Origin of the sequence: Nodosilinea sp. E11, assembly GCF_032813545.1 — a bacterium.
In the GTDB taxonomy this organism is placed as follows: domain Bacteria; phylum Cyanobacteriota; class Cyanobacteriia; order Phormidesmidales; family Phormidesmidaceae; genus Nodosilinea.
In genome coordinates, this window is record NZ_CP136520.1 from 3,923,579 (window position 1) to 3,943,764 (window position 20,186).

Annotated in this window: 18 protein-coding genes; 9 read left to right on the forward strand and 9 right to left on the reverse strand. The window is 55.2% G+C overall.

Annotated elements, in window-relative coordinates:
* Nucleotides 1-42: 42 nt before the first annotated feature.
* The 5 genes from RRF56_RS19560 to RRF56_RS19580 all read right to left on the reverse strand — a co-directional run bounded on the left by RRF56_RS19560 (nt 43) and on the right by RRF56_RS19580 (nt 6,624).
* Nucleotides 43-1,263 carry an FtsW/RodA/SpoVE family cell cycle protein gene (locus tag RRF56_RS19560; protein WP_317034836.1) on the reverse strand — a complete coding sequence of 407 codons (1,221 nt, stop codon included), beginning with the start codon at nt 1,261-1,263 and terminating at the stop codon, nt 43-45.
* Nucleotides 1,264-1,507: 244 nt separating this feature from the next.
* Nucleotides 1,508-1,711, reverse strand: a complete 204-nt coding sequence (locus RRF56_RS19565) for a phycobilisome linker polypeptide (protein ID WP_017299912.1) — start codon at nt 1,709-1,711, stop codon at nt 1,508-1,510.
* A 251-nt stretch (nt 1,712-1,962) separates the two neighbouring features.
* Nucleotides 1,963-2,448: an allophycocyanin subunit beta gene (gene apcB, locus RRF56_RS19570; protein ID WP_017299911.1), complete on the reverse strand. Its 486-nt coding sequence runs from the start codon at nt 2,446-2,448 to the stop codon at nt 1,963-1,965.
* A 64-nt stretch (nt 2,449-2,512) separates the two neighbouring features.
* Complete coding sequence (locus tag RRF56_RS19575) at nt 2,513-2,998, reverse strand: allophycocyanin (protein ID WP_317034837.1); 486 nt, start codon at nt 2,996-2,998, stop codon at nt 2,513-2,515.
* 401 nt (nt 2,999-3,399) lie between these two features.
* Complete coding sequence (locus RRF56_RS19580; RefSeq protein WP_317034838.1) at nt 3,400-6,624, reverse strand: phycobilisome rod-core linker polypeptide; 3,225 nt, start codon at nt 6,622-6,624, stop codon at nt 3,400-3,402.
* Between the two features lie 560 nt (nt 6,625-7,184).
* Between RRF56_RS19580 and RRF56_RS19585 the strand changes: the two genes are divergently transcribed.
* From RRF56_RS19585 to RRF56_RS19625, 9 genes are all read left to right on the forward strand, one after another.
* Nucleotides 7,185-8,441, forward strand: coding sequence for a class I SAM-dependent methyltransferase (locus RRF56_RS19585; protein ID WP_317034839.1), 1,257 nt, complete (start codon nt 7,185-7,187; stop codon nt 8,439-8,441).
* 126 nt (nt 8,442-8,567) lie between these two features.
* A complete protein-coding gene (locus RRF56_RS19590) occupies nt 8,568-9,059 on the forward strand; it encodes an ATP synthase subunit I (RefSeq protein ID WP_317034840.1) in 492 nt (163 codons plus the stop codon).
* A gap of 65 nt (nt 9,060-9,124) precedes the next feature.
* Nucleotides 9,125-9,874: a F0F1 ATP synthase subunit A gene (atpB, locus tag RRF56_RS19595; protein ID WP_317034841.1), complete on the forward strand. Its 750-nt coding sequence runs from the start codon at nt 9,125-9,127 to the stop codon at nt 9,872-9,874.
* A gap of 162 nt (nt 9,875-10,036) precedes the next feature.
* A complete protein-coding gene (atpE, locus tag RRF56_RS19600) occupies nt 10,037-10,282 on the forward strand; it encodes an ATP synthase F0 subunit C (protein ID WP_194021618.1) in 246 nt (81 codons plus the stop codon).
* Nucleotides 10,283-10,383: 101 nt separating this feature from the next.
* The gene (locus RRF56_RS19605; RefSeq protein ID WP_317034842.1) at nt 10,384-10,875 is read left to right on the forward strand and encodes a F0F1 ATP synthase subunit B'; all 492 of its coding nucleotides are present in this window, start codon (nt 10,384-10,386) and stop codon (nt 10,873-10,875) included.
* A gap of 68 nt (nt 10,876-10,943) precedes the next feature.
* Entirely contained in the window at nt 10,944-11,465 is a 522-nt protein-coding gene (locus RRF56_RS19610; RefSeq protein ID WP_317034843.1) for a F0F1 ATP synthase subunit B, read from the forward strand.
* A gap of 2 nt (nt 11,466-11,467) precedes the next feature.
* The gene (gene atpH / locus RRF56_RS19615) at nt 11,468-12,025 is read left to right on the forward strand and encodes an ATP synthase F1 subunit delta (RefSeq protein ID WP_317034844.1); all 558 of its coding nucleotides are present in this window, start codon (nt 11,468-11,470) and stop codon (nt 12,023-12,025) included.
* Between the two features lie 88 nt (nt 12,026-12,113).
* Entirely contained in the window at nt 12,114-13,631 is a 1,518-nt protein-coding gene (gene atpA, locus RRF56_RS19620; protein WP_317034845.1) for a F0F1 ATP synthase subunit alpha, read from the forward strand.
* Between the two features lie 72 nt (nt 13,632-13,703).
* Nucleotides 13,704-14,651 (forward strand): F0F1 ATP synthase subunit gamma, encoded by a 948-nt coding sequence (locus RRF56_RS19625; protein WP_317034846.1) that lies wholly within the window; start codon nt 13,704-13,706, stop codon nt 14,649-14,651.
* Nucleotides 14,652-14,899: 248 nt separating this feature from the next.
* Here the strand turns inward: RRF56_RS19625 and RRF56_RS19630 are convergent, their stop codons facing one another.
* The 4 genes from RRF56_RS19630 to lepB form a co-directional block, all read right to left on the reverse strand.
* Complete coding sequence (locus RRF56_RS19630; RefSeq protein WP_317034847.1) at nt 14,900-17,098, reverse strand: hypothetical protein; 2,199 nt, start codon at nt 17,096-17,098, stop codon at nt 14,900-14,902.
* 492 nt (nt 17,099-17,590) lie between these two features.
* Nucleotides 17,591-18,589: a UDP-glucose 4-epimerase GalE gene (galE, locus tag RRF56_RS19635; RefSeq protein ID WP_317034848.1), complete on the reverse strand. Its 999-nt coding sequence runs from the start codon at nt 18,587-18,589 to the stop codon at nt 17,591-17,593.
* A gap of 415 nt (nt 18,590-19,004) precedes the next feature.
* The gene (locus RRF56_RS19640; RefSeq protein ID WP_317034849.1) at nt 19,005-19,439 is read right to left on the reverse strand and encodes a VOC family protein; all 435 of its coding nucleotides are present in this window, start codon (nt 19,437-19,439) and stop codon (nt 19,005-19,007) included.
* 63 nt (nt 19,440-19,502) lie between these two features.
* On the reverse strand, nt 19,503-20,129 hold the full coding sequence (lepB, locus tag RRF56_RS19645; protein ID WP_317034850.1) for a signal peptidase I: 627 nt from the start codon (nt 20,127-20,129) through the stop codon (nt 19,503-19,505).
* Between the last annotated feature and the right edge of the window lie 57 nt (nt 20,130-20,186).

Consider the following 20,186-nt stretch of genomic DNA (forward strand, 5'->3'; position numbering starts at 1 on the left):
GGAATTGGGGTTATGCAATTCGGATTGGGGATAAAACGTGTTTTAAGACAAAGCGTTGCCACCGTCTAAAACCCGCAGGGGCGATCGCGCTTGATTGCCAGCCGCTGATTGGTGCCGCTGCAAAGGCACTGGCGCATCAAGATTAATATCTCTGGCGGCCCGCACCAGCAGCGCCGCTGTCGCCAAGCTAGCCACCATTGAGCTACCTCCGTAGCTCAGCAGCGGAAAAGGCAGCCCCGTGGTCGGCAGCACTCCAGTTGCCACTCCCATATTCAGCAGCGCTTGACCCACCAAAACGACCATTGCCCCCACGGCTACTAGCCGGTATAGAGGCTGCTTTAACCGCAGGGCCACCAACATGGCCAGCGAGGCATATAGGCCCAAAAATAGCAGCAGCACCAGACAGCCCGCAAAGCCAAACTCTTCAGCAAATACGGCAAAGATAAAGTCGGTGTATTGAATGGGCAACGAATACAGCTTTTGCTCAGACAGCCCAAACCCCTGGCCCCACAACCCACCAGACCCAATGGCCAACAAACTCTGCACGAGCTGATAGCCCTTATTCCCCGGATCAGCCCAGGGATTTAGAAAAGAAACGATTCGCTCGCGCTGGTAAGACTTGAGACTAATGCTGACTACCGCCGCTAAGAGTCCGCCCCCTGAGGTCAGCAGCAGATATAGATAGGGCAACCCCGACGCCAATGCAATCAACCACAGGGTCAGGCCACAGATTGCCGCCGTACTGAGATTGGGCTGAATCAAAATCAAGCCCAAAATTGCCGCAAAAATGCCTAGCCAAGTGAGACGAGTTGACCAGGAGAGCCGATGCCAGCTGCCAAACAGCCGCGCCCCCTGTAACACTAGGCAGGGTTTGATCAGCTCTGAGGGCTGAATCATAAACGGGCCTATGGGCAACCAACGAGTCGCCCCATTCACGGTCACCCCCAGGGACGGGATGAGAGTCAGGGCTACCAGCCCTACCAACACCAGCAGCACAATGCCTGAACCCTGGATCAACCGATCTAGGGAGGTATGTACAATCCGGTTGAACACCACTAACCCAACCACCACCCACATCAGTTGAACCATCACGTAGTGCAGTCCATAGCCATGCTCAACGACGGCTACCGCATAGGAGGCAGAAAACAGCACTAGCAGCCCAGCTCCTAGCCATACAAAGGTGAGCCACCGGAGCCAGCGGGCTTCCGCTGACCACTGACTTACCGTGGGGTCAATCCATGGAATCAATCGCGCAATGTTCACCCTGCTACCCCGCCTGCCCTAAGGCCAAGTCGTTCAACGGCCAAGTATAGCGGAGGCAACTATTTTTGTGATTTCTAAACGGCCCAAAACTCACAAAAATAGTTAACCTGAGAGCCTTCGCCAAAAACACAACGGCAGGGCCAGCCCATTGGCTAACCCTGCACGTATCACAGCATTATTTAGTAACGCAGTAAAAAAATTTCTTAGATGCTCTGCTAAAGCAGGTCTCCGGTTGCAAAACCAATTAGAGCAGACCAGTATTGGCACCCTGGCGACCGGTGGCCAGTTCAACCTTGACGATTTTGCCGCCCATTTTTTGAATGCGCTGCTGCTCTTTAAACCAGTTGTCGTAGGGGACTAGCTTGGTGAAGAAGGTATTTTGTAGTTCCCGCTGGGTGCGAATTCTAGTTTGGCTAGGAACACAAGCGGTGATCTTAAACATGCGCATGGCCGAAAACTCTCCTGCTATCTCATTGGACAGATGTAAACCAAATCCAAGTCCAGAAGTGGAGCTTTGCCGCTAGGAAAACCACAGATTCCGAGCTGGACTTGGTGCAAAGACTTAAAAGCCAGAGTCGAAAGCCAATGCTTAGACAGCAGGAAGACAGTAAAGCACAACCCAGTGTCTTCAACACTCGCCCCTGACTCTGGCCTAGGTCAGCTCTGGCCAATGGCCAAAGCGCAATGGATGAGCCTGGACTAGCTCAAGCCAGAGCAGATGTAGTCAAAGTAAACGCCCATTTCCTTACCAGCGTCAGCGCCCACCAGGCTGGCGGTCACTTCTTTCATGGCTTGGATGGAGTTAACGGTAGCGCCGATGGGTACACCCAGGGAGTTGTAGGTTTCCTTGAGGCCGTTGAGCACGCGCTCATCCAGGATGGAGGGATCCCCAGCCAGCATGGCGTAGGTGGCGTAGCGCAGGTAGTAGTCGAGGTCGCGGATGCAGGCCGCATAGCGACGGGTGGTGTACATGTTGCCACCGGGACGGGTGATGTCAGAGTACAGCAGGGACTTAGCCACGGCTTCCTTGACGATTTCAGCGGCGTTGGCGCTGATGGTGCTAGCGGCACGAACGCGCAGCTCACCGGTTTGGAAGTAGGCTTTGAGCTTGTCTAGAGCAGACCCGTCCAGGTACTTGCCCTGCACGTCGGAGGAATTGATAACAGAAGTAATTGCGTCTTGCATTGGTGAAGCTTCCTTAGAACTGACGTAATCTCAACAACGAATCGACGAAGTAGCGCGATCGCGACTACTGCATAGCGCCGACAACATAGTCGAAGTAGGATGCGGCTTCGGAGGCGTCATCGCTGGACAGCAGCGAGGTAGCCACAGCCTTCATGGAGCGCACAGACTCAGCCACAGCGGGGATGGGGGTGCCCAGGGAGTTGTACATTTCGCGCACACCCACCAGACCAATTTCTTCGATGGGGGTCACATCACCAGCAACCACACCGTAGGTGATTAGGCGCAGGTAGTAGTCCATGTCACGCAGGCAGGTAGCGGTCATTTCTTCGCCGTAGGCATTGCCACCGGGAGAAACGATGTCAGGGCGCTTTTGGAAGAGCTGGTTGCCAGCTTCCTTGACGATGCGCTCACGGGATTCGGTCAACACCTGAGCAATGCGCAGACGGCGCTCACCAGAGGTGACAAAGCCCTTGATGCGATCTAGCTCACCGGGGCTAAGGTAACGAGCCTCAGCATCGGCATTCACGATTGACTTCGTGACAATACTCATTGATGGATTCCTCCGAAAAATATGACCAGATGAATTGAAACTGGCATTTAAGGGTTTAGGGCCAGAGCTAACTCTATGTAGAACCTCAGACCTGGCAACCTTCCCGATTAATTGTCCGGTATTGCGTCAGCCTTCTTCAAAGTCGCGAAATATTTTGTAATAGTTTTCCTCAGGTTTCCCGAAGGCCGATGGGAACGCGATTTTGGGGCCGCGTACACACAGCCCTATCCCACAAAAACTATGGCCCTAGCTCAATTTAGAGCCTGGGCTTCATACTTCGTTACCTAATTTAGCTGGCGAAATTTTTAGGCCAATGTTTAGCCAGAACTACCGACTGCGCTTGATGCTATTAATCACAGCGAACAGAGGTAGTGTTGCTACCTCTGTTCGCTGGTCACAGCTTAGGCGCGACGGTAAGGAACGCCCTGCTCACCGAAGTAGCGTAGGTACTCGGCAGAGCTGAGCATAGCTTCGGCAACGGCCATGCTACCGCTCTTGGTCGCGATCGCTTGGTAGTCAGCCAAGTCTGCCTCCAGGTTTCGCCCCAGCAGCTGACGAGCCATGATGGCGACCAGCTTAGGGGTTGGATAAGCGGCGACGAACCGCTCCTGGTAAGCCGGGGACTGCACCAGCTGGCGAATGAACTCACGCAGGGTAATGCGATCGCTCTTCACCAAAGCTTCTGCCTCCGCTAATCGCCATTCAGGCAAAATATCCCCTTCAGGCAGCACCATTACCTGGCGGTAGACCGCAGTGAGCACCTGATCGATCTGTTCAGGGCTGGCACCGGGTGACCGGCGGTAAAAGCGGGTGCTTGGCACCGCCACTGACAACACCTCCGCCTCAACTGAAGACCGTCCTACGGTAGCGGCGAGGGCTGCTGTAGTTGCAGCCTGGGTAGCTACGGCATCCGCCATCAGCGGCAAGTCGGCTACATTCGTCGTGGCTTTGGCGCTGACAAAGCTAGGCACGATTAAATCGCGATTCTGCTTGGTCAAGCGGTTGTAAAGCTTCTCCGTGTTGGGGAAGTTGGCCGCCGGCAGGGTGGGATAGCGGCGATAGGGCACCGTATCTTCCCCAAAGCTGTCGGCATACTCAGGGGTGTTCAGCATCGACTGAATAAACCCGCGAATTCCTTCGCTGGCCAACACCTGGTTGTACTTGCGAATTTCCGCCTGATCTAAGGGGGCACGTCCTAGGAAGTGCTTGGTACCGAACTCGATCACCTGGGTGTTGGGGTAGGGGGCGTAGAACTCTTTGATATAAAGAGTCGAGGTACCCAGACCTTCAATAAACTCCTTCAGGTTAATTTCGCCGTTACCCAGCTTGCTTTCTAGCGCCGTGAACTCGCTCTTGACAATATAAGGAGCAATATCGCGCTCGAAGATTTGCCGGTAGGCGGCGGCCGTCACCAGCTTGAGGTTGGGCTTGTCGGCTAGAGAGGTGAGCTTAAACACCTTGGTCTGCTGACGCTGGCGATTAACCCCCTGGTTCAAGCGCCGCTGCACTTCGGGAATTGCCCGATCTTCAGTAACGGCACCCAGTTCTACAAAGCGAGGTACGGTGGTGTCGGCCACAGGCACCATGCCTTTCTCGGCCAGACTGCCCGCCCGCATGCTGCGTAGAGACAGCCCCTTCGGCGTTAGGTAGCGCTCGTAGGGAACCGTATCTTCGCCAAAGGCTTCGGCGTATTCCTGGCTGTCGATAATCGAATCGACTAGGGCGTAGAAGCCTTTCTTCGCGCAGATGTCAAAGTAGGCGTTGGTTTCCTTGCGCCCGTAGGTGGGGCGACCCAACAGGCGACGGTGAATGTATTCCACCGCCTTCATCACGTACAGCGATGACCAGTAGGTTTTGCGGAAAGACTCGGACTTGGCGATCGCCCGAATGAACTCCTTCAGGGTAATCTCGCCGTTTTCTAGCTTGATCTCAGCGACTTTGGAGCGCTGACCCGAGTACACCTCGCGGCCAAACACCTGACGGTAAGCTGCGCTAATGATCGTTTGAGTCGAGCTTTCGGAGTAACGAACGCTGTTCTGGGTATTGCCCGTTCTGGGAATTTGATCCAGCTTGAACACCTTGGCCCCTAGCGAACCTGGATTCTCAGGTCGGGCGGCGGGGTTGCTCAGTTGGTTGTTAATACCAGGACCCCGGTGAATCAGAATACGGCGGGTATCTTTGTTAAAGAAGGCCGGCGTAGCGCTGACGTTGCGGGTTTCCTTGGGGAAAATCGCCCCAAACTGAATTTCCAGCGGGTCGTTGCCAGAACCGTAGGGGTGCTGGTCGGGCAGAGGCTGCTCGTAGGCCGCAAACAGGGTGATGAATTGCGGCTTTTTGCGGAAGGGCGCGCTGTAGTTAAACAGCTCAAACTGAGGACCCCAGTTGCGGCACTCTTGGGCTTCTTGGCCCAGGCCGCGCAGGTAGGGTACGGTCTCTTCGCCAAAGTAGTCGGCGTATTCCTTTGAGTCCACCAAGGCATCAATTAGAGCTGCCAGACCACCGTTAGAGACGATGGAGAAGTAGTGGCGCACCTCTTCGCGAGAACTGGGCGCACGACCTAGGATGTGGCGGAAGGCCAGTTCCAAGGCACGGCTGTTGATGTAGGGGTCAAAGAAATTCTTGCGGTATAGGGGCGATTTGGCCAGGCGACGCACAAACTCCTTCATGGAGATTTCGCTGTTCTTCACCTTCGATTCCAGGTCGGAGACCGAGAGGGAGTAGGCCCGGGTGATGTCGCGCTCAAAGATCTGACGGTAGGCCGCTTTCACCACATCGTTTTTCTCTACCGCCGACAGGCCCGGCTTCATCGCATACTTGGGCCGACGCTCGGCAGCGTTGAAGTAGATTTGGGGCAGCTGTAGGCCCTGCAGGTCGTTAGAAGACCGCTGCCGCACCTTGTCAGAGGGGGTTGGAGCCTTGAATTCGCTCAGCAGAACGTCAAAGTACTGGGCCACCAAATCCCGCGCTTCAGCATCGTTAGTCACGTAGCGCAGGGACGCTGCCTTCATGGTTTGAATGGCCACGATGGTCGCCGCTGAAGAGCAGGCATTTTCGATGATTTCGCGCAGACCACGCACGTTGACCGAGATGATGTTGGGGTCGCCCGCCACAATCGCGTAGGTCACGTAGCGCAGGAACCAGCTCATGTCGCGCAGCGACTTGGTCATGTTGCTAGGACCATAGCGCGACACGCTGATGGGGCGGAACCCAGGAGGAACCGGCCCAGACGGCGTAGAGCTAAATAGGTTTTGGAACAGGCCACCGCCACCACTCTCAATGAAGGTTGAGGTGCCCAGCCGGGAAGCCTCGGTTTCATCTAAGACGGTGCCAGCTCGGGTTTTTTCAACCGGCGATTCGCTCTCGACTCGCTCCAGGTAGGCCAAGGGAGACCCCCCGGTAAAGATGCGGTTGGCCGCCTGGGAGACAATCAATTCGGAGTAACGGGTCAAGACCTCGGCAATCTGTACCCGCTTAAGACCAGAACTAAAAAAGCCCGATAGCTCATCTAGCTCACCCCGGCCCATGTAGCGGTCTTGCTGCTCGGCCTGGGAAATCGTGGCCACCGGCAGAGTTTGGTAGAGCTGGGGCCGCGCCGGTGCACTTCCACCACTTGCTTTAACACTCATGCGTTTTCAAAGGCTCCCTATGCGGACAATGACGGCATCAAAAAAGAATCTATTCAATCGGTTTTGAGGGCGTGAGACTCTGCAATGCCCAGGAACTCTCCCTGAACCAGAGCAAAATCACTGAACCCGTTTGAAGGTAAAGCGTTGTTAACCTCACCGGCCACGCATTCAAGCAGGGCACCGAATGCGGTATCTATGGATGGCGGGCTGTTCGCTGACCTGGAATCAGATTAAACCGTTTCAGGACAGCAACACAGATTATTAAAAACTGTGTAACATCCGGCCTGGCAAATGCCTGTGGTCATCATAGAGGATGGTCACTACACCCCTGAGAAGGCGGATAAGTTTTGTAACGTTTCGTGATAAAGCTGAGGGGCTCAACCGCTCAAAGTCGCTTCTGGTCAGGAATTCATCCGGCGGCTGACTGTAACGCTGGCTTTGGCTGAGGCCGAGGGCGAAGGTTCTCTAACTCTGATGACTGGGCGATGCTTTGCTGCTCCGCTTGATTCCTCAACTCTTGTTAGTTCATCTCATTGCCAATCCATTCGCCAATATCTTTTATGGACGACTCGATCAACACCCAGGCGGTCAGCGATGCAGTGGCCAGCCTTTACAACACCTATCCGTTTCCGCCCGAACCCCTCTTAGATGAAGCGCCGCCGGGCTATAACTGGCGCTGGTACTGGCCGACGGTGCACAGTTTTTGTACCGGGGCCGCCCCTGCGCCAGGACCTGTGCGCGTGCTAGATGCGGGCTGCGGCACTGGGGTGAGCACTGAATATATCAGTCACCTGAACCCAGAGGCTGAGGTGCTGGGGATCGATCTGAGTGAACGGGCGATCGCCACCGCTACCGAGCGCTGCCGCCGCTCTGGGGCGACCAACGTGCAGTTTCGCCAGCTCAGTATCTATGATGTCGACCAAATTGAGGGTGAGTTCGACTGGATCAATTGCGTCGGCGTGATTCACCATATGCCCGACCCGTTAAAAGGGCTCCAGGCCTTGGCGACTAAGCTGGCTCCGGGTGGCTTTATCCATCTATTTGTCTACGCCGCTATTGGTCGGTGGGAAATCTCTCTGATGCAGCGGGCGATCGCCCTTGTCCAGGGCAGCCAGCGGGGTGACTACCGCGACGGGGTACAGGTGGGCCGACAGATTTTTGCCAGTCTGCCCGAGGGCAACCGACTGAAGCAGCGAGAGCGCGATCGCTGGGCCATGGAAAACCACCGCGACGAATGCTTCGCTGACATGTACGTCCACCCCCAGGAAATCGACTACACCCTCGATAGTTTATTTGACCTGATTGATGCATCGGGTCTGGAGTTCGTTGGCTTCTCCAACCCCCAGGTGTGGCAGCTCGATCGCTTGCTAGAGGCCGACCCTGATCTGCTAACGCGCGCCCAGCAGCTCTCAGAAAAAGATCGCTACCGCCTAGTCGAGCTGCTCGATCCAGAAATCACCCACTTCGAATGGTTTCTGGCCCGCCCCCCCTATCCCCGATTTACCTGGGAGGACGATGCCACCCTGCTGGCGGCCCTGCCCATGCGCAACCCCTGCATGGAGGGCTGGCCCAGCCAGAGCATTTTTGACCACAACTATCAGATTATTTCCCTAGAGCCCAAAGAATTTGAGTTTTTGCAGGCCTGTGATGCTCAAGCACCGATTTCTGAGGGCGACCGTCCTGCCAGCTCTAACGCCAATCAGCCCACCGCCACCGTCGCCGATCTAATTTCCCTTGGGGGATTCACCCTTCAAGACGTACGCCAAATGCACCAGCGTCAGCTGATCCTGTTGCGATCGCCACAGCAGAATCCATAAAGTTTGATCGAAGATAACGGATTTATCTTTTGGGGAGCGTCTATTAAGTATTATTGCCGTGATATGATCACCTACGGCCTGCATGTGCGGGCCAAACCCCTTAACGGCTAAGGATTAGGCGCTTTTGTGGCCCCATTGCCCCCCGAACACACCGACCCCATCACTCAGGTTGAAGCAGAGGTAGACCCCGGTCAACCGGAAGGTCAAAGCCTCCCTCCGGCTTCGGCCAATGCGATGGAAGAGTATTATCAGCTGCAGCAAAATCTGCTGCTGACTACCCTGGCTTTTACCGGCGTCATTTTTGTGAGCGCTTGGTTAGCCTACTCCCTGCCAATTGCTCTGAATTATTTAATAGGAGCGTGCGGCGGTGTGGTTTACTTGAGGATGTTGGCAAAAAGCGTGGCCAACATTGGGCGTGGAAGCTCAAGGCTAGGCAGTGGCCGATTGGCCCTTGTGGTCGGTTTGGTTTTAGTGGCTACTCAGTGGCAGCAGCTTCAGGTCGTTCCCGTTTTTCTAGGGTTTTTGACCTATAAGGGGGCGTTGATTGCATACACCCTCTGGACTGCCGTGCTTCCAGATTCACCCCTAGGGTCGTCCCAGTCGCCTGGTTCACCCTAGATCGGTGGTTCCCAAGCATAGCATGCTTTTTTCTGGCAGGTCTTGAGGATAAGTCGATTTAAGAGATGGCGCTCACTATGTTAATGATTCATCCCTTAGTCCTGGCAAAGCTAGAGGTTGGCGAGCATCTGTACTGGCAGATTGGTGGACTAAAACTCCATGGCCAGGTGTTTATCACCTCCTGGTTCGTCATTGGCGCGCTGCTGCTGGTGTCTTTTTTGGCCACTCGCAACATCCAGCGCATACCTTCTGGTCTCCAGAACTTTATGGAATACGCTCTGGAGTTCATTCGCGACCTGGCTAAAAACCAGATTGGTGAAAAAGAGTACCGACCCTGGGTTCCTTTTGTGGGCACCTTGTTCCTCTTTATCTTTGTCTCCAACTGGTCCGGGGCACTGATTCCGTGGAAGCTAATTCACCTACCTTCCGGTGAGTTGGCGGCTCCTACCAATGACATCAATACCACCGTAGCGCTGGCGTTGCTGACGTCCTTAGCCTACTTCTACGCTGGCTTTAGCAATCGCGGTTTGGGATACTTTGCTAAATACATCGAACCCACTCCGATCTTGCTACCCATCAACATTTTGGAAGATTTCACCAAGCCCCTCTCCCTCAGTTTCCGTCTGTTTGGAAACATCCTTGCCGATGAGCTGGTGGTCGCTGTACTGGTCTTGCTGGTGCCTCTCTTCGTGCCGCTCCCAGTAATGGTCTTGGGTTTGTTTACCAGTGCTATCCAGGCGCTGATCTTTGCAACCCTAGCAGCGGCTTACATTGGTGAGGCCATCGAGGGGCATGGTGGTGAAGAGCATGGATGACCCCCAGTAATTCCCTTTTGGGGGTCGTTCAGTTTGTATTGGCTGGTGGGGCAGGTGCTGCCAGCCGACGTGGTCTTAGGGCCGCACCCATAAGAAACGCCGATCGCGCGTTGTCTATGACCTGGTTAACGAGTTGTTGATTGTCCAAATCGAGGTAAAGACATGGATTCTACTATTGCAGCCGCTTCCGTAATTGCAGCCGCTCTGGCCGTTGGTCTGGCAGCTATTGGCCCTGGTATTGGTCAAGGTAATGCAGCTGGTCAAGCGGTAGAAGGCATCGCCCGCCAGCCCGAAGCTGAAGGCAAAATTCGCGGCACCCTGCTGTTGAGCTTGGCTTTCATGGAAGCACTGACCATCTACGGTCTGGTGGTGGCCCTGGTGCTGCTATTCGCCAACCCCTTCGCGTAGATCGACTATCGCTGGGTTAGGGAAAGGGCTAGTACCTTTCCCTGCCTATCGACTTCACCTTGTAGTGCTGGCCCTGGGCCGAGTTAAAGGGCATACCCACAATGATGAATTTTGTTTGGTTACTGGCGGTTGAAGCCGCTGAAACTGTTGAAGAGGGCGGAGGTCTGTTTGACCTAGATGCCACTTTGCCGTTGATGGCTGTGCAGTTTGTGCTGCTGGCAGTGGCACTCAATGCTCTATTTTATAAGCCCCTGGGCAAAGTACTAGACGAGCGTGACGGCTACATTAGTTCTAATCAAGTTGATGCTGCAGAACGTCTGGCCAAGGCTGAGCAAATTGCTAATCAGTATCAGCAAGAGCTAGCTGAGACCCGTCGCCAGGCCCAAGCGGTCATTGCCGAAGCTCAGGAAGAAGCGCAGAAGATTGCGGCTCAAACCGTGACTGCGGCTCAGCAGGAGGCCCAAGCCCAGCGCGAGCAGGTGCAGCGGGAGCTGGATGAGCAGAAGCGTCAGGCCATGGCCACCCTTGAGCAACAGGTGGACGGTCTGAGTCAACAAATTCTTGACAAGCTGCTGGGCTCTTTAGCGGCCTAGGCTATTGGTGATGGATGGGTGGTTGAGGCCGCCTAAAGTTACCCGCGTCGTTGACGGAAAGTAGGGATATGACTATTGGTTGGTTACTAGCGGCGGAAACAGGTGGTTTTGGTGTGGATTTCAACATCCTAGAAACCAACCTGATTAATTTGGTCATTATTATTGGCGTGCTGTACTACTTTGGCGGCAAGTTTTTAGGGAAAACCCTGTCAACGCGTCAGTCGGCCATTAAGACCGCAATCACTGAAGCTGAGCAGCGCAAGCAAACGGCCGCCGCTGCTTTGGCAGAGCAACAGCAAAAACTGGCCCAGGCCCAGGAAGAAGCCAAAAAGATTTTGGCCGAGGCTCATACCACGGCAGAGCGAGCTCGCGAAGCGATCTTGGCTCAGTCGAAGACAGATGTCGAGCGCATGCGGGCTACGGCTGCTCAAGATCTCACCTCCCAGGAGGCTCGGGTCATGAGAGAGCTGCGCCAGCGCATCGCGGCTTTGGCGATTGAGCGCAGTGAAGCCGCGCTACCCGGCCAGTTGAACGACGACTTGCAGCGGCGTCTGGTTGACTCCAGTATTGCCCTGCTCAAAGGAGAGTAGCCATGAACGACACAACACTGAGTTCTGAAATTGCCGGCCCCTACGCCAAGGCCCTGATGTCGGTTGCCGAAGATAACCAGGCTATTGACCAGGTGGGTGCTGAAGTTGGTGACTTGCTAGAGGTCTTGGCCAGTTCTGAGGAGCTAACCGGGTTTTTGGCCAATCCGCTGGTGTCTTCCGATGCTAAGAAGGGTGTGCTGCGGCAGATCGCCGAGGGCAAGGTGAGTGACTTTTTGCTGAGTTTTTTGCTCTTGCTGGTTGACCGTGGGCGAGTGGCATTTTTGCAGCCTGTGCTTCGGCAATACCAAGCCCTATTGCGGGAACTGAAGCAGACGGTTTTGGCTGATGTCACTACCGCCGTTGAGCTATCCGATGAGCAGCGGCAGGCTATTTGCGATCGCGTCCAGGCCATGACCAGTGCCAACAGCGTAGAACTGTCGGTACAGGTAGACCCCTCTCTGCTGGGTGGGTTGGTGATCAAGGTTGGCTCTAAGGTGATTGACGCCAGCCTGCGAGGGCAGCTGCGCCGCATTGGTATGCAGCTAGCGACTACCGCCTAGGAAGTTTTGCCTGAGCTCGAACTTGCCCTTCGGTGGGGCGGTTCCTCTGACGTTTCGTGTTTATGTAGGTTTATCCAGAGCGAGTCCTATGGTTAGTATCAGACCTGACGAAATTAGCAGCATTATTAAGCAGCAGATTGAGCAGTACAACCAGGAGGTGAAGGTCTCCAACGTGGGTACGGTGCTGCAAGTGGGTGACGGTATCGCCCGTATCTACGGCCTCGAAACTGCCATGTCTGGCGAACTGCTTGAGTTCGAAGACGGCACCGTCGGCATCGCCCTCAACCTGGAAGAAGACAACGTGGGTGCGGTGTTGATGGGCGACGGCATCAACATCAAAGAGGGCAGTTCCGTTACCGCCACTGGCAAGATTGCGTCGGTGCCCGTGGGCGAGGCGATGCTGGGCCGTGTGGTCGATGCGCTGGGTCGCCCCATTGATGGCAAGGGCGATGTAGAAACTACCGAAACCCGCCTGATTGAATCTCCTGCCCCCGGTATCATTGCCCGGAAGTCGGTGTATGAGCCGATGCAGACCGGCATCACGGCCATTGACGCCATGATTCCCATCGGTCGCGGCCAGCGGGAACTCATTATTGGTGACCGTCAGACGGGTAAGACGGCGATCGCGATCGACACCATTCTCAACCAAAAGTCTGAGGATGTGGTGTGTGTCTATGTGGCGATTGGTCAAAAAGCCTCTTCGGTGGCCCAGATCGTCGATGTGCTGCGCGATCGCGGTGCCCTGGAGTACACCATTGTGGTCAACGCCAGTGCCAACGACCCCGCTCCCCTTCAGTACCTGGCCCCCTATACCGGTGCTAGCCTAGCTGAGTACTTCATGTACAAGGGCAAAGCGACCCTGATCATCTATGATGACTTGACCAAGCAGGCCCAGGCCTATCGTCAAATGTCGCTGCTGCTGCGTCGTCCCCCCGGTCGTGAAGCCTACCCTGGCGACGTATTCTACCTGCACTCTCGTCTACTAGAGCGGGCCGCTAAGCTCAGCCCCGAACTGGGCGAAGGTAGCATGACCGCCCTGCCCGTAATTGAAACCCAGGCGGGTGACGTCTCGGCCTACATCCCCACTAACGTAATTTCCATCACCGACGGTCAGATCTTCCTGTCCTCTGACCTGTTTAACTCGGGTCTACGCCCTGCGATCAACGCCGGTATTTCGGTGTCTCGAGTTGGCTCTGCGGCTCAGATCAAGGCGATGAAGCAGGTGGCTGGTAAGGTGAAGCTAGAGCTGGCCCAGTTCGACGAACTCCAGGCTTTCTCTCAGTTTGCCTCTGACCTAGACGCCGCTACCCAAAAGCAGCTGGCGCGCGGTCAGCGTTTGCGCGAACTGCTGAAGCAGCCCCAGTACTCTCCCCTGCCGGTAGAAGAGCAGGTGGCGGTTATCTATGCTGGCATCAATGGCTACATGGATGAGGTGCCGGTGGAGCAGGTGACAGCTTTTGCTAAGTCTCTGCGCGACTACATCCGCAACAACAAACCCAAGTTTGCGGAACTGATTCGCAGCGAGAAGAAGCTTGGCAACGAAAGCGAAGCTATCCTCAAGGAAAGCATTGCTGAAGCTAAGCAAGCCTTCATGGCGGCAGTCTAGGCCCCTATGGCCCTTGTTCTGGCCAGGGCGGTACTGCGCCCTGGCCGCCTGACTATCCCTTAGGGGTTCACTATGCCTAACCTAAAAGCGATTCGAGACCGCATTAAATCTGTAAAGAACACTCGCAAGATCACCGAAGCTATGCGTCTGGTGGCTGCTGCCAAGGTGCGTCGTGCCCAGGAGCAGGTGATTGCCACCCGTCCCTTTGCCGATCGCCTCGCCCAGGTGCTCTACGGCTTGCAAAGCCGCCTCAGGTTTGAGGAGGCTGATCTGCCGCTGCTGAAGCAGCGTGAGGTGAAGACTGTAGCCCTGCTGGTTATCTCTGGCGATCGCGGCCTCTGCGGCGGTTATAACAACAACGTGATCCGCAAAGCTGAGATTCGTGCCCAAGAGCTAGCGGCAGAAGGGTTAAACTACCGCTTCATTCTGGTCGGTCGCAAGGCCAGCCAGTACTTCAAGCGCCGTGAGCAACCGATCGAAGCCAGTTTCATTGGTATGGAGCAAATCCCTACCGCCGATGAGGCTTCCACCATCGCCGACGAACTGCTGTCGCTGTTCTTGTCCGATGAAGTCGATCGGGTTGAGCTGATCTATACCCGCTTTGTGTCGCTGGTCAGCTCTCGTCCGGTAATTCAAACCCTACTGCCCCTAGACCCTCAAGGGTTAGAGGTGGCCGATGACGAGATCTTCCGGCTCACGACCCGAGGTGGCGTCTTCCAGGTCGAGCGCGAGAAGGTCGCGGGGCCAACTCCGACGGAGTTTCCCCAAGATATGCTCTTTGAGCAAGACCCGGTACAAATTCTAGAGGCGCTGCTGCCTCTGTATTTGAACAACCAGATCTTGCGGGCGCTGCAAGAGTCGGCGGCCAGTGAGCTAGCCGCTCGAATGACCGCGATGAATAACGCCAGCGACAACGCCAAAGAATTGGCCAAAACCCTCAACCTGACCTACAACAAAGCTCGTCAGGCTGCCATTACCCAAGAAATTTTAGAGGTAGTGGCTGGGGCAAACTCTCTCTAAGCCTGAACAACCTACATTCACGATTCAAAAGCTCGCCACAACTGTGGCGAGCTTTTCTGGTTGTGGCTACCCCTGATTCAGCAGGGCGCACTGCGGTGCTACAGGTTGGCCGATGGGAAATCGGATCCGGTATTATAGCCATAGTCACCTGGGTTAGGACATCCAGAAACCTTAGAAACGTTCGAACGTTTTTAGGGAAAATGTCTTAACCAAACTGGCTACAGCTTACTGGTTGTGGATAACCCAGGCTAAGGCTCTGAGGCCTTAAGCATGACGTATTTAGCCTGGGTAGGCATCGCTATAGTCACCCCCTCTGGATGACGCTGTAGGGTGGCTAAACCTTGGCTCATCCCATTCATGTCTAGCACCTGGGCCTCGGTGATAGCTGGGTTGCGCAAGGTCAGGTTAACATCGGCATTGGAAATCTGCCAGGGGGCTTTGCCGTAGTCCGTGACTTCATATCCCCTGTGGGTCGTGCCATCATCCTCTTGCCATTGCACTGGTGTTTGGCTCCAACCAGTGGGTCGGGCTGTAGTACCCACCTGCAGCAAAATCTGCCTGGAGCGATCTAGGGGCTGGTCATCCATACTTACCGCTAGGACGGTTGCGTAGTGATTGCCTGAACTCACGGCTATATCTGTTAACTCTAGGGGACCGGCGGCCTGTAAAAAACCAGTCACTCCCTGGGCTTTAGGACTGTTTAACCAGCATAGCCCTCGACCGTAATCCCAGGTGATTTCCTGGGTAATTGAGGTGACAGTTTTGGCGGTTTCATCAATATAGGGAGCTAAATCCACGCTTTGATTGGGGGCTGGATTGTCACTATAGGTGACTTGCACTGGTCCTACCAAAAAGGCCAGGGGGTTCACCGCTACCTCATTCTCGCCGGCAGCCAACCTTTGACCCCGATCGCGATTGGGGTCAAAGGTTGCAGACTCGGCAATTATGGGCAACTGCCGCTGCCAGAGAGCCTCCAGACTGCGGTGCTCTTGGATAACCGGCTCGCCGGTTTTAATGTAGCCCTGGCGATACATCAGGGCCGCCGCTGGAAAATTGCCTAACAATTCTGGCGTATCGGCAATCCACTTACCCAAAGCAGGTAGGTAACCGTTAGCCGATGCCGGAGGTTTCCACTGGGGCATATCCATACCAAACCAGAAAAATCCGTCTATGCCAGTCAGTGACTGAAAGAGGCTAACTAAGAAAGGTCCCTCCGACTGGTAACTCAAGGGGGGAACCCAGGAGCTTTCCGTAATCAACATCGGGTGTCCTTTTACCTGCTTCAGGTTAGTGGGTAGCTGATCGGGATGGAAGAGTACGGAGGGATCGGTAAAGCGATCGCCGTTGACAATCGCCCAACCACTATGTTCACCCGTGTGGACACCGTTGTAGTAACGGTTAACCGCGATTACCTCGGCAGGGGTATAGGAATAGCGCTCGGCATCATTGAGGCGGGCCGGATCTGCGGTTTTCCAGTTATTGGCATTGATTAAAGATTTAACCCCCAACTCCTCCCGCAGAAAGCGCACCATATCTGCATTGAAGCGAGTCATGGTGAGGGTAAGAAATTCGGTCTGGTCAGCCAGCCGTTGAGCCTTACTTGGATCTTCTACAGGCTGAGTCAGCATCCAGATAGGACCCAGGGCAAGTTGCCCCTGGGCCAGATCATCTCCCTCAAAGCTGACGTTTTGCCAAGCCCTCAATGCTTGATCGAGGGACCCGTATTTTTCCTTGAGCCAATTGTTGTACTGGTCGGTGAGTATCTTTAAATCATCCCCCTGCAACCCCTGCAACGTCCAAAAGAGGAGAGAGTCTTCATTCTGAAGCTGGATCAACGCTACGGCGGGGTCATCCTTCAGGGCTAATCCTGTGTAGGGGTTAACGGGTTCTAAAAGCGCACGCCACCAGTCCCGGTAGGCGGCTTGCAGGGTGGTATCAAAAAACAATAGCCCCATCATGTTGTCGCTGTCGCGAGGCACAGGCCAATGGGGTTGCAAAGCCAAAACAGCGGCGAAATAGGGGGAAATAGCAGTATAGATGCCTTCCTGCTTCATGGCGGCCACCAATTGCCACAACTGCTCGCGAGCAGTTTCATCGATGGCGTTCAGTGGGGCTTGATCTGCTGTTGAAGGAACTTGTCCATGCCAGCGCACCAGGTTAACGCCCCGCTTGGCTAAGAATCGGGCTTGTTCGGCTATGGCGGCTGGCTTCTGCTGCCAAATGAAGCTGTTGACGGGCCAGAACCGCATGGGGGCACCATCGCCGGCAACCAAATCTTGACCATCGGCGGACTGATGGATAAATCCCGTTTCTCCCGCTACGGCTTCATTGAGGTAGCGGAGATCTAACAGAGCCTCATCACTGAAGGTATCGGGCTCGGGGGTAAAATCCCAGGACTGATTAGGATCCACTACATTGGTGCTCAGGCTGGCATTGGCGACTGGCACTCGGTTAGATCCAAAAAATGGTGACTGAGGGTGATGGCAACTAACCACTAGCGCTGCCATGCTGCCCACTAACCCAATCAGACCCACGTATCGTTTGATCGATCGCGAATTTTGGATCTTCCGGAGTATTGGCAGCATGACTCAATCCTCATGATCATTTAGTCCTCATTGGCAGTCATCCGAAAGCCTACTTGGCTAACCCCCGGTTGGGCTGAGCAAACAACCGTTTGCCCCTACGCAAGCTCCGGTTGGGAATCGGGGGGGATGGAATTTGGATTGGGCAGCAAGGCTTCCTCGCGCTGAGTCTAGCGGATTGTCTGCCGCCGCCGAGGACTGGCTAGAAGGCTTGATACAATCTTTACCGGTGTTGCTGACTTGAAGCATGACTTTTCGTAGGGGCAAACGGCTGGTTGCCCCTACGAACGATGTTGCAGTAGACCGATGTCCGGCCACACCTCGGTCGAATGTGCTACTGGGCGACGGTTGCTTGGGTTAGCTGTGGCGCTTTTGATGCCAGGCCCAGGCATGGGTCAAGATGGTGTCGATATCGGCATACTGGGGGTTCCAACCCAGAATGCTGCGGGCGCGATCGCTGCCTCCCACCAGCGCAGGCGGATCGCCGGGGCGGCGATCGACTTCGACCACCGGGATACTCTTGCCGGTCACCCGTACCGCCGCATCAATCACTTCCCGCACCGAAAAGCCGTTGCCGTTACCCAGGTTGAAGACGTTGCTCTCGCCTCCCTTGAGCAGGTATTCCAGGCCCAAAATGTGGGCATCGGCCAGGTCGCAGACGTGAATGTAGTCGCGCACGCAGGTGCCGTCGGGAGTGGGGTAGTCGGTACCAAAGACGCTGATCGACTCCCGTTTGCCCAGGGCTGTTTGCAGCACTAACGGAATTAGGTGGGTTTCTGGGTTGTGGTCTTCGCCCAGCAGGCCACTGGGGTGGGCACCGGCGGCGTTGAAGTAGCGAAAGCGCACCGATCTAAAATCGTAGGCTTTGTCGTAATCGGTCAAGATGCGTTCCACCATGAGTTTGGTGGCCCCGTAGGGATTGATCGGGTTTTGAGGATGGGTCTCGGTAATCGGCATTTCCTCAGGAACGCCGTAGGTGGCGCAGGTCGAAGAAAACACGAAATTTTTGATGCCCGCCTCTACCATGGCATCGAGCAGCGATAGGGTGCCGACCACATTATTTTCGTAGTACTTAGCGGGGTTGCTCACCGACTCGCCCACGTAGGCGTAGGCCGAAAAGTGCATTACCGCGCTGATGTTGTAGCGGCTAAAAATATCTTTGAGTAGACCTTTATCTAAGGTGCTGCCCTCAATCAACTCGGCTTTGAGTACAGTTTCGACCAGATCGCGGTGACCGTAGACCAGGTTGTCTAAAATCACTACCTGATAGCCCGCCTGCTGGAGGGCCATGACGGCATGGCTGCCAATATACCCCGCCCCGCCGGTCACAAGAATGGTGTTTGCGTCAGTTTTCATAGAAAATATCTCTAACTTAGGATGGGAAAAGTAAGTGCTGGGGCGTTTGGCCTGCCCTGTCATAAAAAATGAGTTAGCAGCCATTCTAAAGCTTGGCTAACCCACTGACTTCACCCCAAGAGACTAAGTCATGAATTTTTCATCTCTACTCGCGACCGCCTCATAGAATCTCGCCCTGGGGCTGAAGGGAATGCAATTTGCATTAAGCAATTTTTAATTAAAGCTCAGCAGGCTCGTAAAGTCGGCTGGAGGCTGTCTAACAAGCGATCGCTTCTATGCTGAAAAGGGGGTGTCATACCAAATCCTGCTTGGTTACCCCCGATTCCGGCAGGGCGCATGCCATTCGCCCCTACGAGTTGGCCTGTTGGGAAGCGGGGGTATGGAACTCGGATTCGGTATCAACCCGTCTGGCATTTTACTCGGCATCTCCCACTTGCTGCTGGTCGATCTCGCCAAAGATGGCCGTGGGATGGCAGTAGTACTTAAACTCCAGCAGGTTGTAGAACGGGTCTTGCAGAAAGAACGTGCGGTGCTCTAAGGTGCTGCCCGTAAACCGCCGCTTTTCGTTTTGATAGAAGGTAAGGTTTTTTGTCTTGGCTTGATCTAGCAGCGCCTCCCAATCGGCCTCGGCCATAAACACCAGGCCAAAATGGCGGGGGTAAATGCCCTTTTGAGGCACCAGGTCGGGGGTTGTGTGAGCTACTAGCTGGTGGCCATACAAGTTAAGGATGAGAGAGTTAGCGGTTTCGCGCCCTGGCTGGCAGCCTAGCCCTTCCACATAAAAGGCTTTAGCGATCGCAATATCGGCGACGGGAAAGGCGAGATGAAACAGGACAGCGGCAGAATCCATAGAGGGTGGTAGAGCGCAGTAGGTAGACACACAGCGGGACAGGGGCTAGAGCTAGCCATAGTATTAGCTCACGGGGCCGATGCGATCGAGGGGCCAAAACCGCAGCCGCGCCCGGCCAATAATGTTTCCCTGGGGCAACCCGCCCCAAACGTGGGAGTCGTTGCTGTCGTTGCGGTTGTCGCCCATGACAAACACTTGGCCCTGGGGCACCGTCACCGGCTCTAGGGTATAGGCGGGGGGTTCTAAAAGGTAGGCTTCTTGGAGGGGCATGCCATCGACTAAGACCTGACCTTGGGAGACTTGCACCGTCTGGCCCGGTTCGCCGATCACCCGCTTGATGAAGGCCTGCTGAGGGGCATAGCCTAGCCGGGTGAGCTGAGGCGGTGGCGCAAAGACCACGATATCGCCCCGGTGGGGTGGTTGCCAGCGATAGCTGATTTTTTCGACCAGCAGGCGATCGCCGATATGCAGGGTCGGGTCCATGGAGTTAGAGGGAATATAGCGGGGTTCAGCAATGAACACTCGCACTGTTAGAGCGATCGCTAGGGCGATCGCCAACACCCGCAGGTTGCTCCATTGTCCAACCCAGAGCGATCGCCAGCGTTCCCAGGGCGATGTTGGCTCTGGGGATGCTGGCTGCGCTGGGGTGGGAGGCGTAACTTGGGAGGTCTGCGGTAGCTTAGGATCCATAAAGTTGCGAAGTCGAGGGGTGGAGAAGAGTTAAGGGTCACCCTATGCACTCACCTT

Excerpts from the sequence above, each read along its gene's own strand:
- RRF56_RS19565 (WP_017299912.1), bottom strand. The coding sequence starts at position 1,711 with ATGCGCATGTTTAAGATCACCGCTTGTGTTCCTAGCCAAACTAGAATT.
- apcB (WP_017299911.1), bottom strand. The coding sequence starts at position 2,448 with ATGCAAGACGCAATTACTTCTGTTATCAATTCCTCCGACGTGCAGGGC.
- RRF56_RS19575 (WP_317034837.1), bottom strand. The coding sequence starts at position 2,998 with ATGAGTATTGTCACGAAGTCAATCGTGAATGCCGATGCTGAGGCTCGT.
- RRF56_RS19580 (WP_317034838.1), bottom strand. The coding sequence starts at position 6,624 with ATGAGTGTTAAAGCAAGTGGTGGAAGTGCACCGGCGCGGCCCCAGCTC.
- RRF56_RS19585 (WP_317034839.1), top strand. The coding sequence starts at position 7,185 with ATGGACGACTCGATCAACACCCAGGCGGTCAGCGATGCAGTGGCCAGC.
- atpB (WP_317034841.1), top strand. The coding sequence starts at position 9,125 with ATGGCGCTCACTATGTTAATGATTCATCCCTTAGTCCTGGCAAAGCTA.
- atpE (WP_194021618.1), top strand. The coding sequence starts at position 10,037 with ATGGATTCTACTATTGCAGCCGCTTCCGTAATTGCAGCCGCTCTGGCC.
- RRF56_RS19605 (WP_317034842.1), top strand. The coding sequence starts at position 10,384 with ATGATGAATTTTGTTTGGTTACTGGCGGTTGAAGCCGCTGAAACTGTT.
- RRF56_RS19610 (WP_317034843.1), top strand. The coding sequence starts at position 10,944 with ATGACTATTGGTTGGTTACTAGCGGCGGAAACAGGTGGTTTTGGTGTG.
- atpH (WP_317034844.1), top strand. The coding sequence starts at position 11,468 with ATGAACGACACAACACTGAGTTCTGAAATTGCCGGCCCCTACGCCAAG.
- atpA (WP_317034845.1), top strand. The coding sequence starts at position 12,114 with ATGGTTAGTATCAGACCTGACGAAATTAGCAGCATTATTAAGCAGCAG.
- RRF56_RS19625 (WP_317034846.1), top strand. The coding sequence starts at position 13,704 with ATGCCTAACCTAAAAGCGATTCGAGACCGCATTAAATCTGTAAAGAAC.
- galE (WP_317034848.1), bottom strand. The coding sequence starts at position 18,589 with ATGAAAACTGACGCAAACACCATTCTTGTGACCGGCGGGGCGGGGTAT.
- RRF56_RS19640 (WP_317034849.1), bottom strand. The coding sequence starts at position 19,439 with ATGGATTCTGCCGCTGTCCTGTTTCATCTCGCCTTTCCCGTCGCCGAT.
- lepB (WP_317034850.1), bottom strand. The coding sequence starts at position 20,129 with ATGGATCCTAAGCTACCGCAGACCTCCCAAGTTACGCCTCCCACCCCA.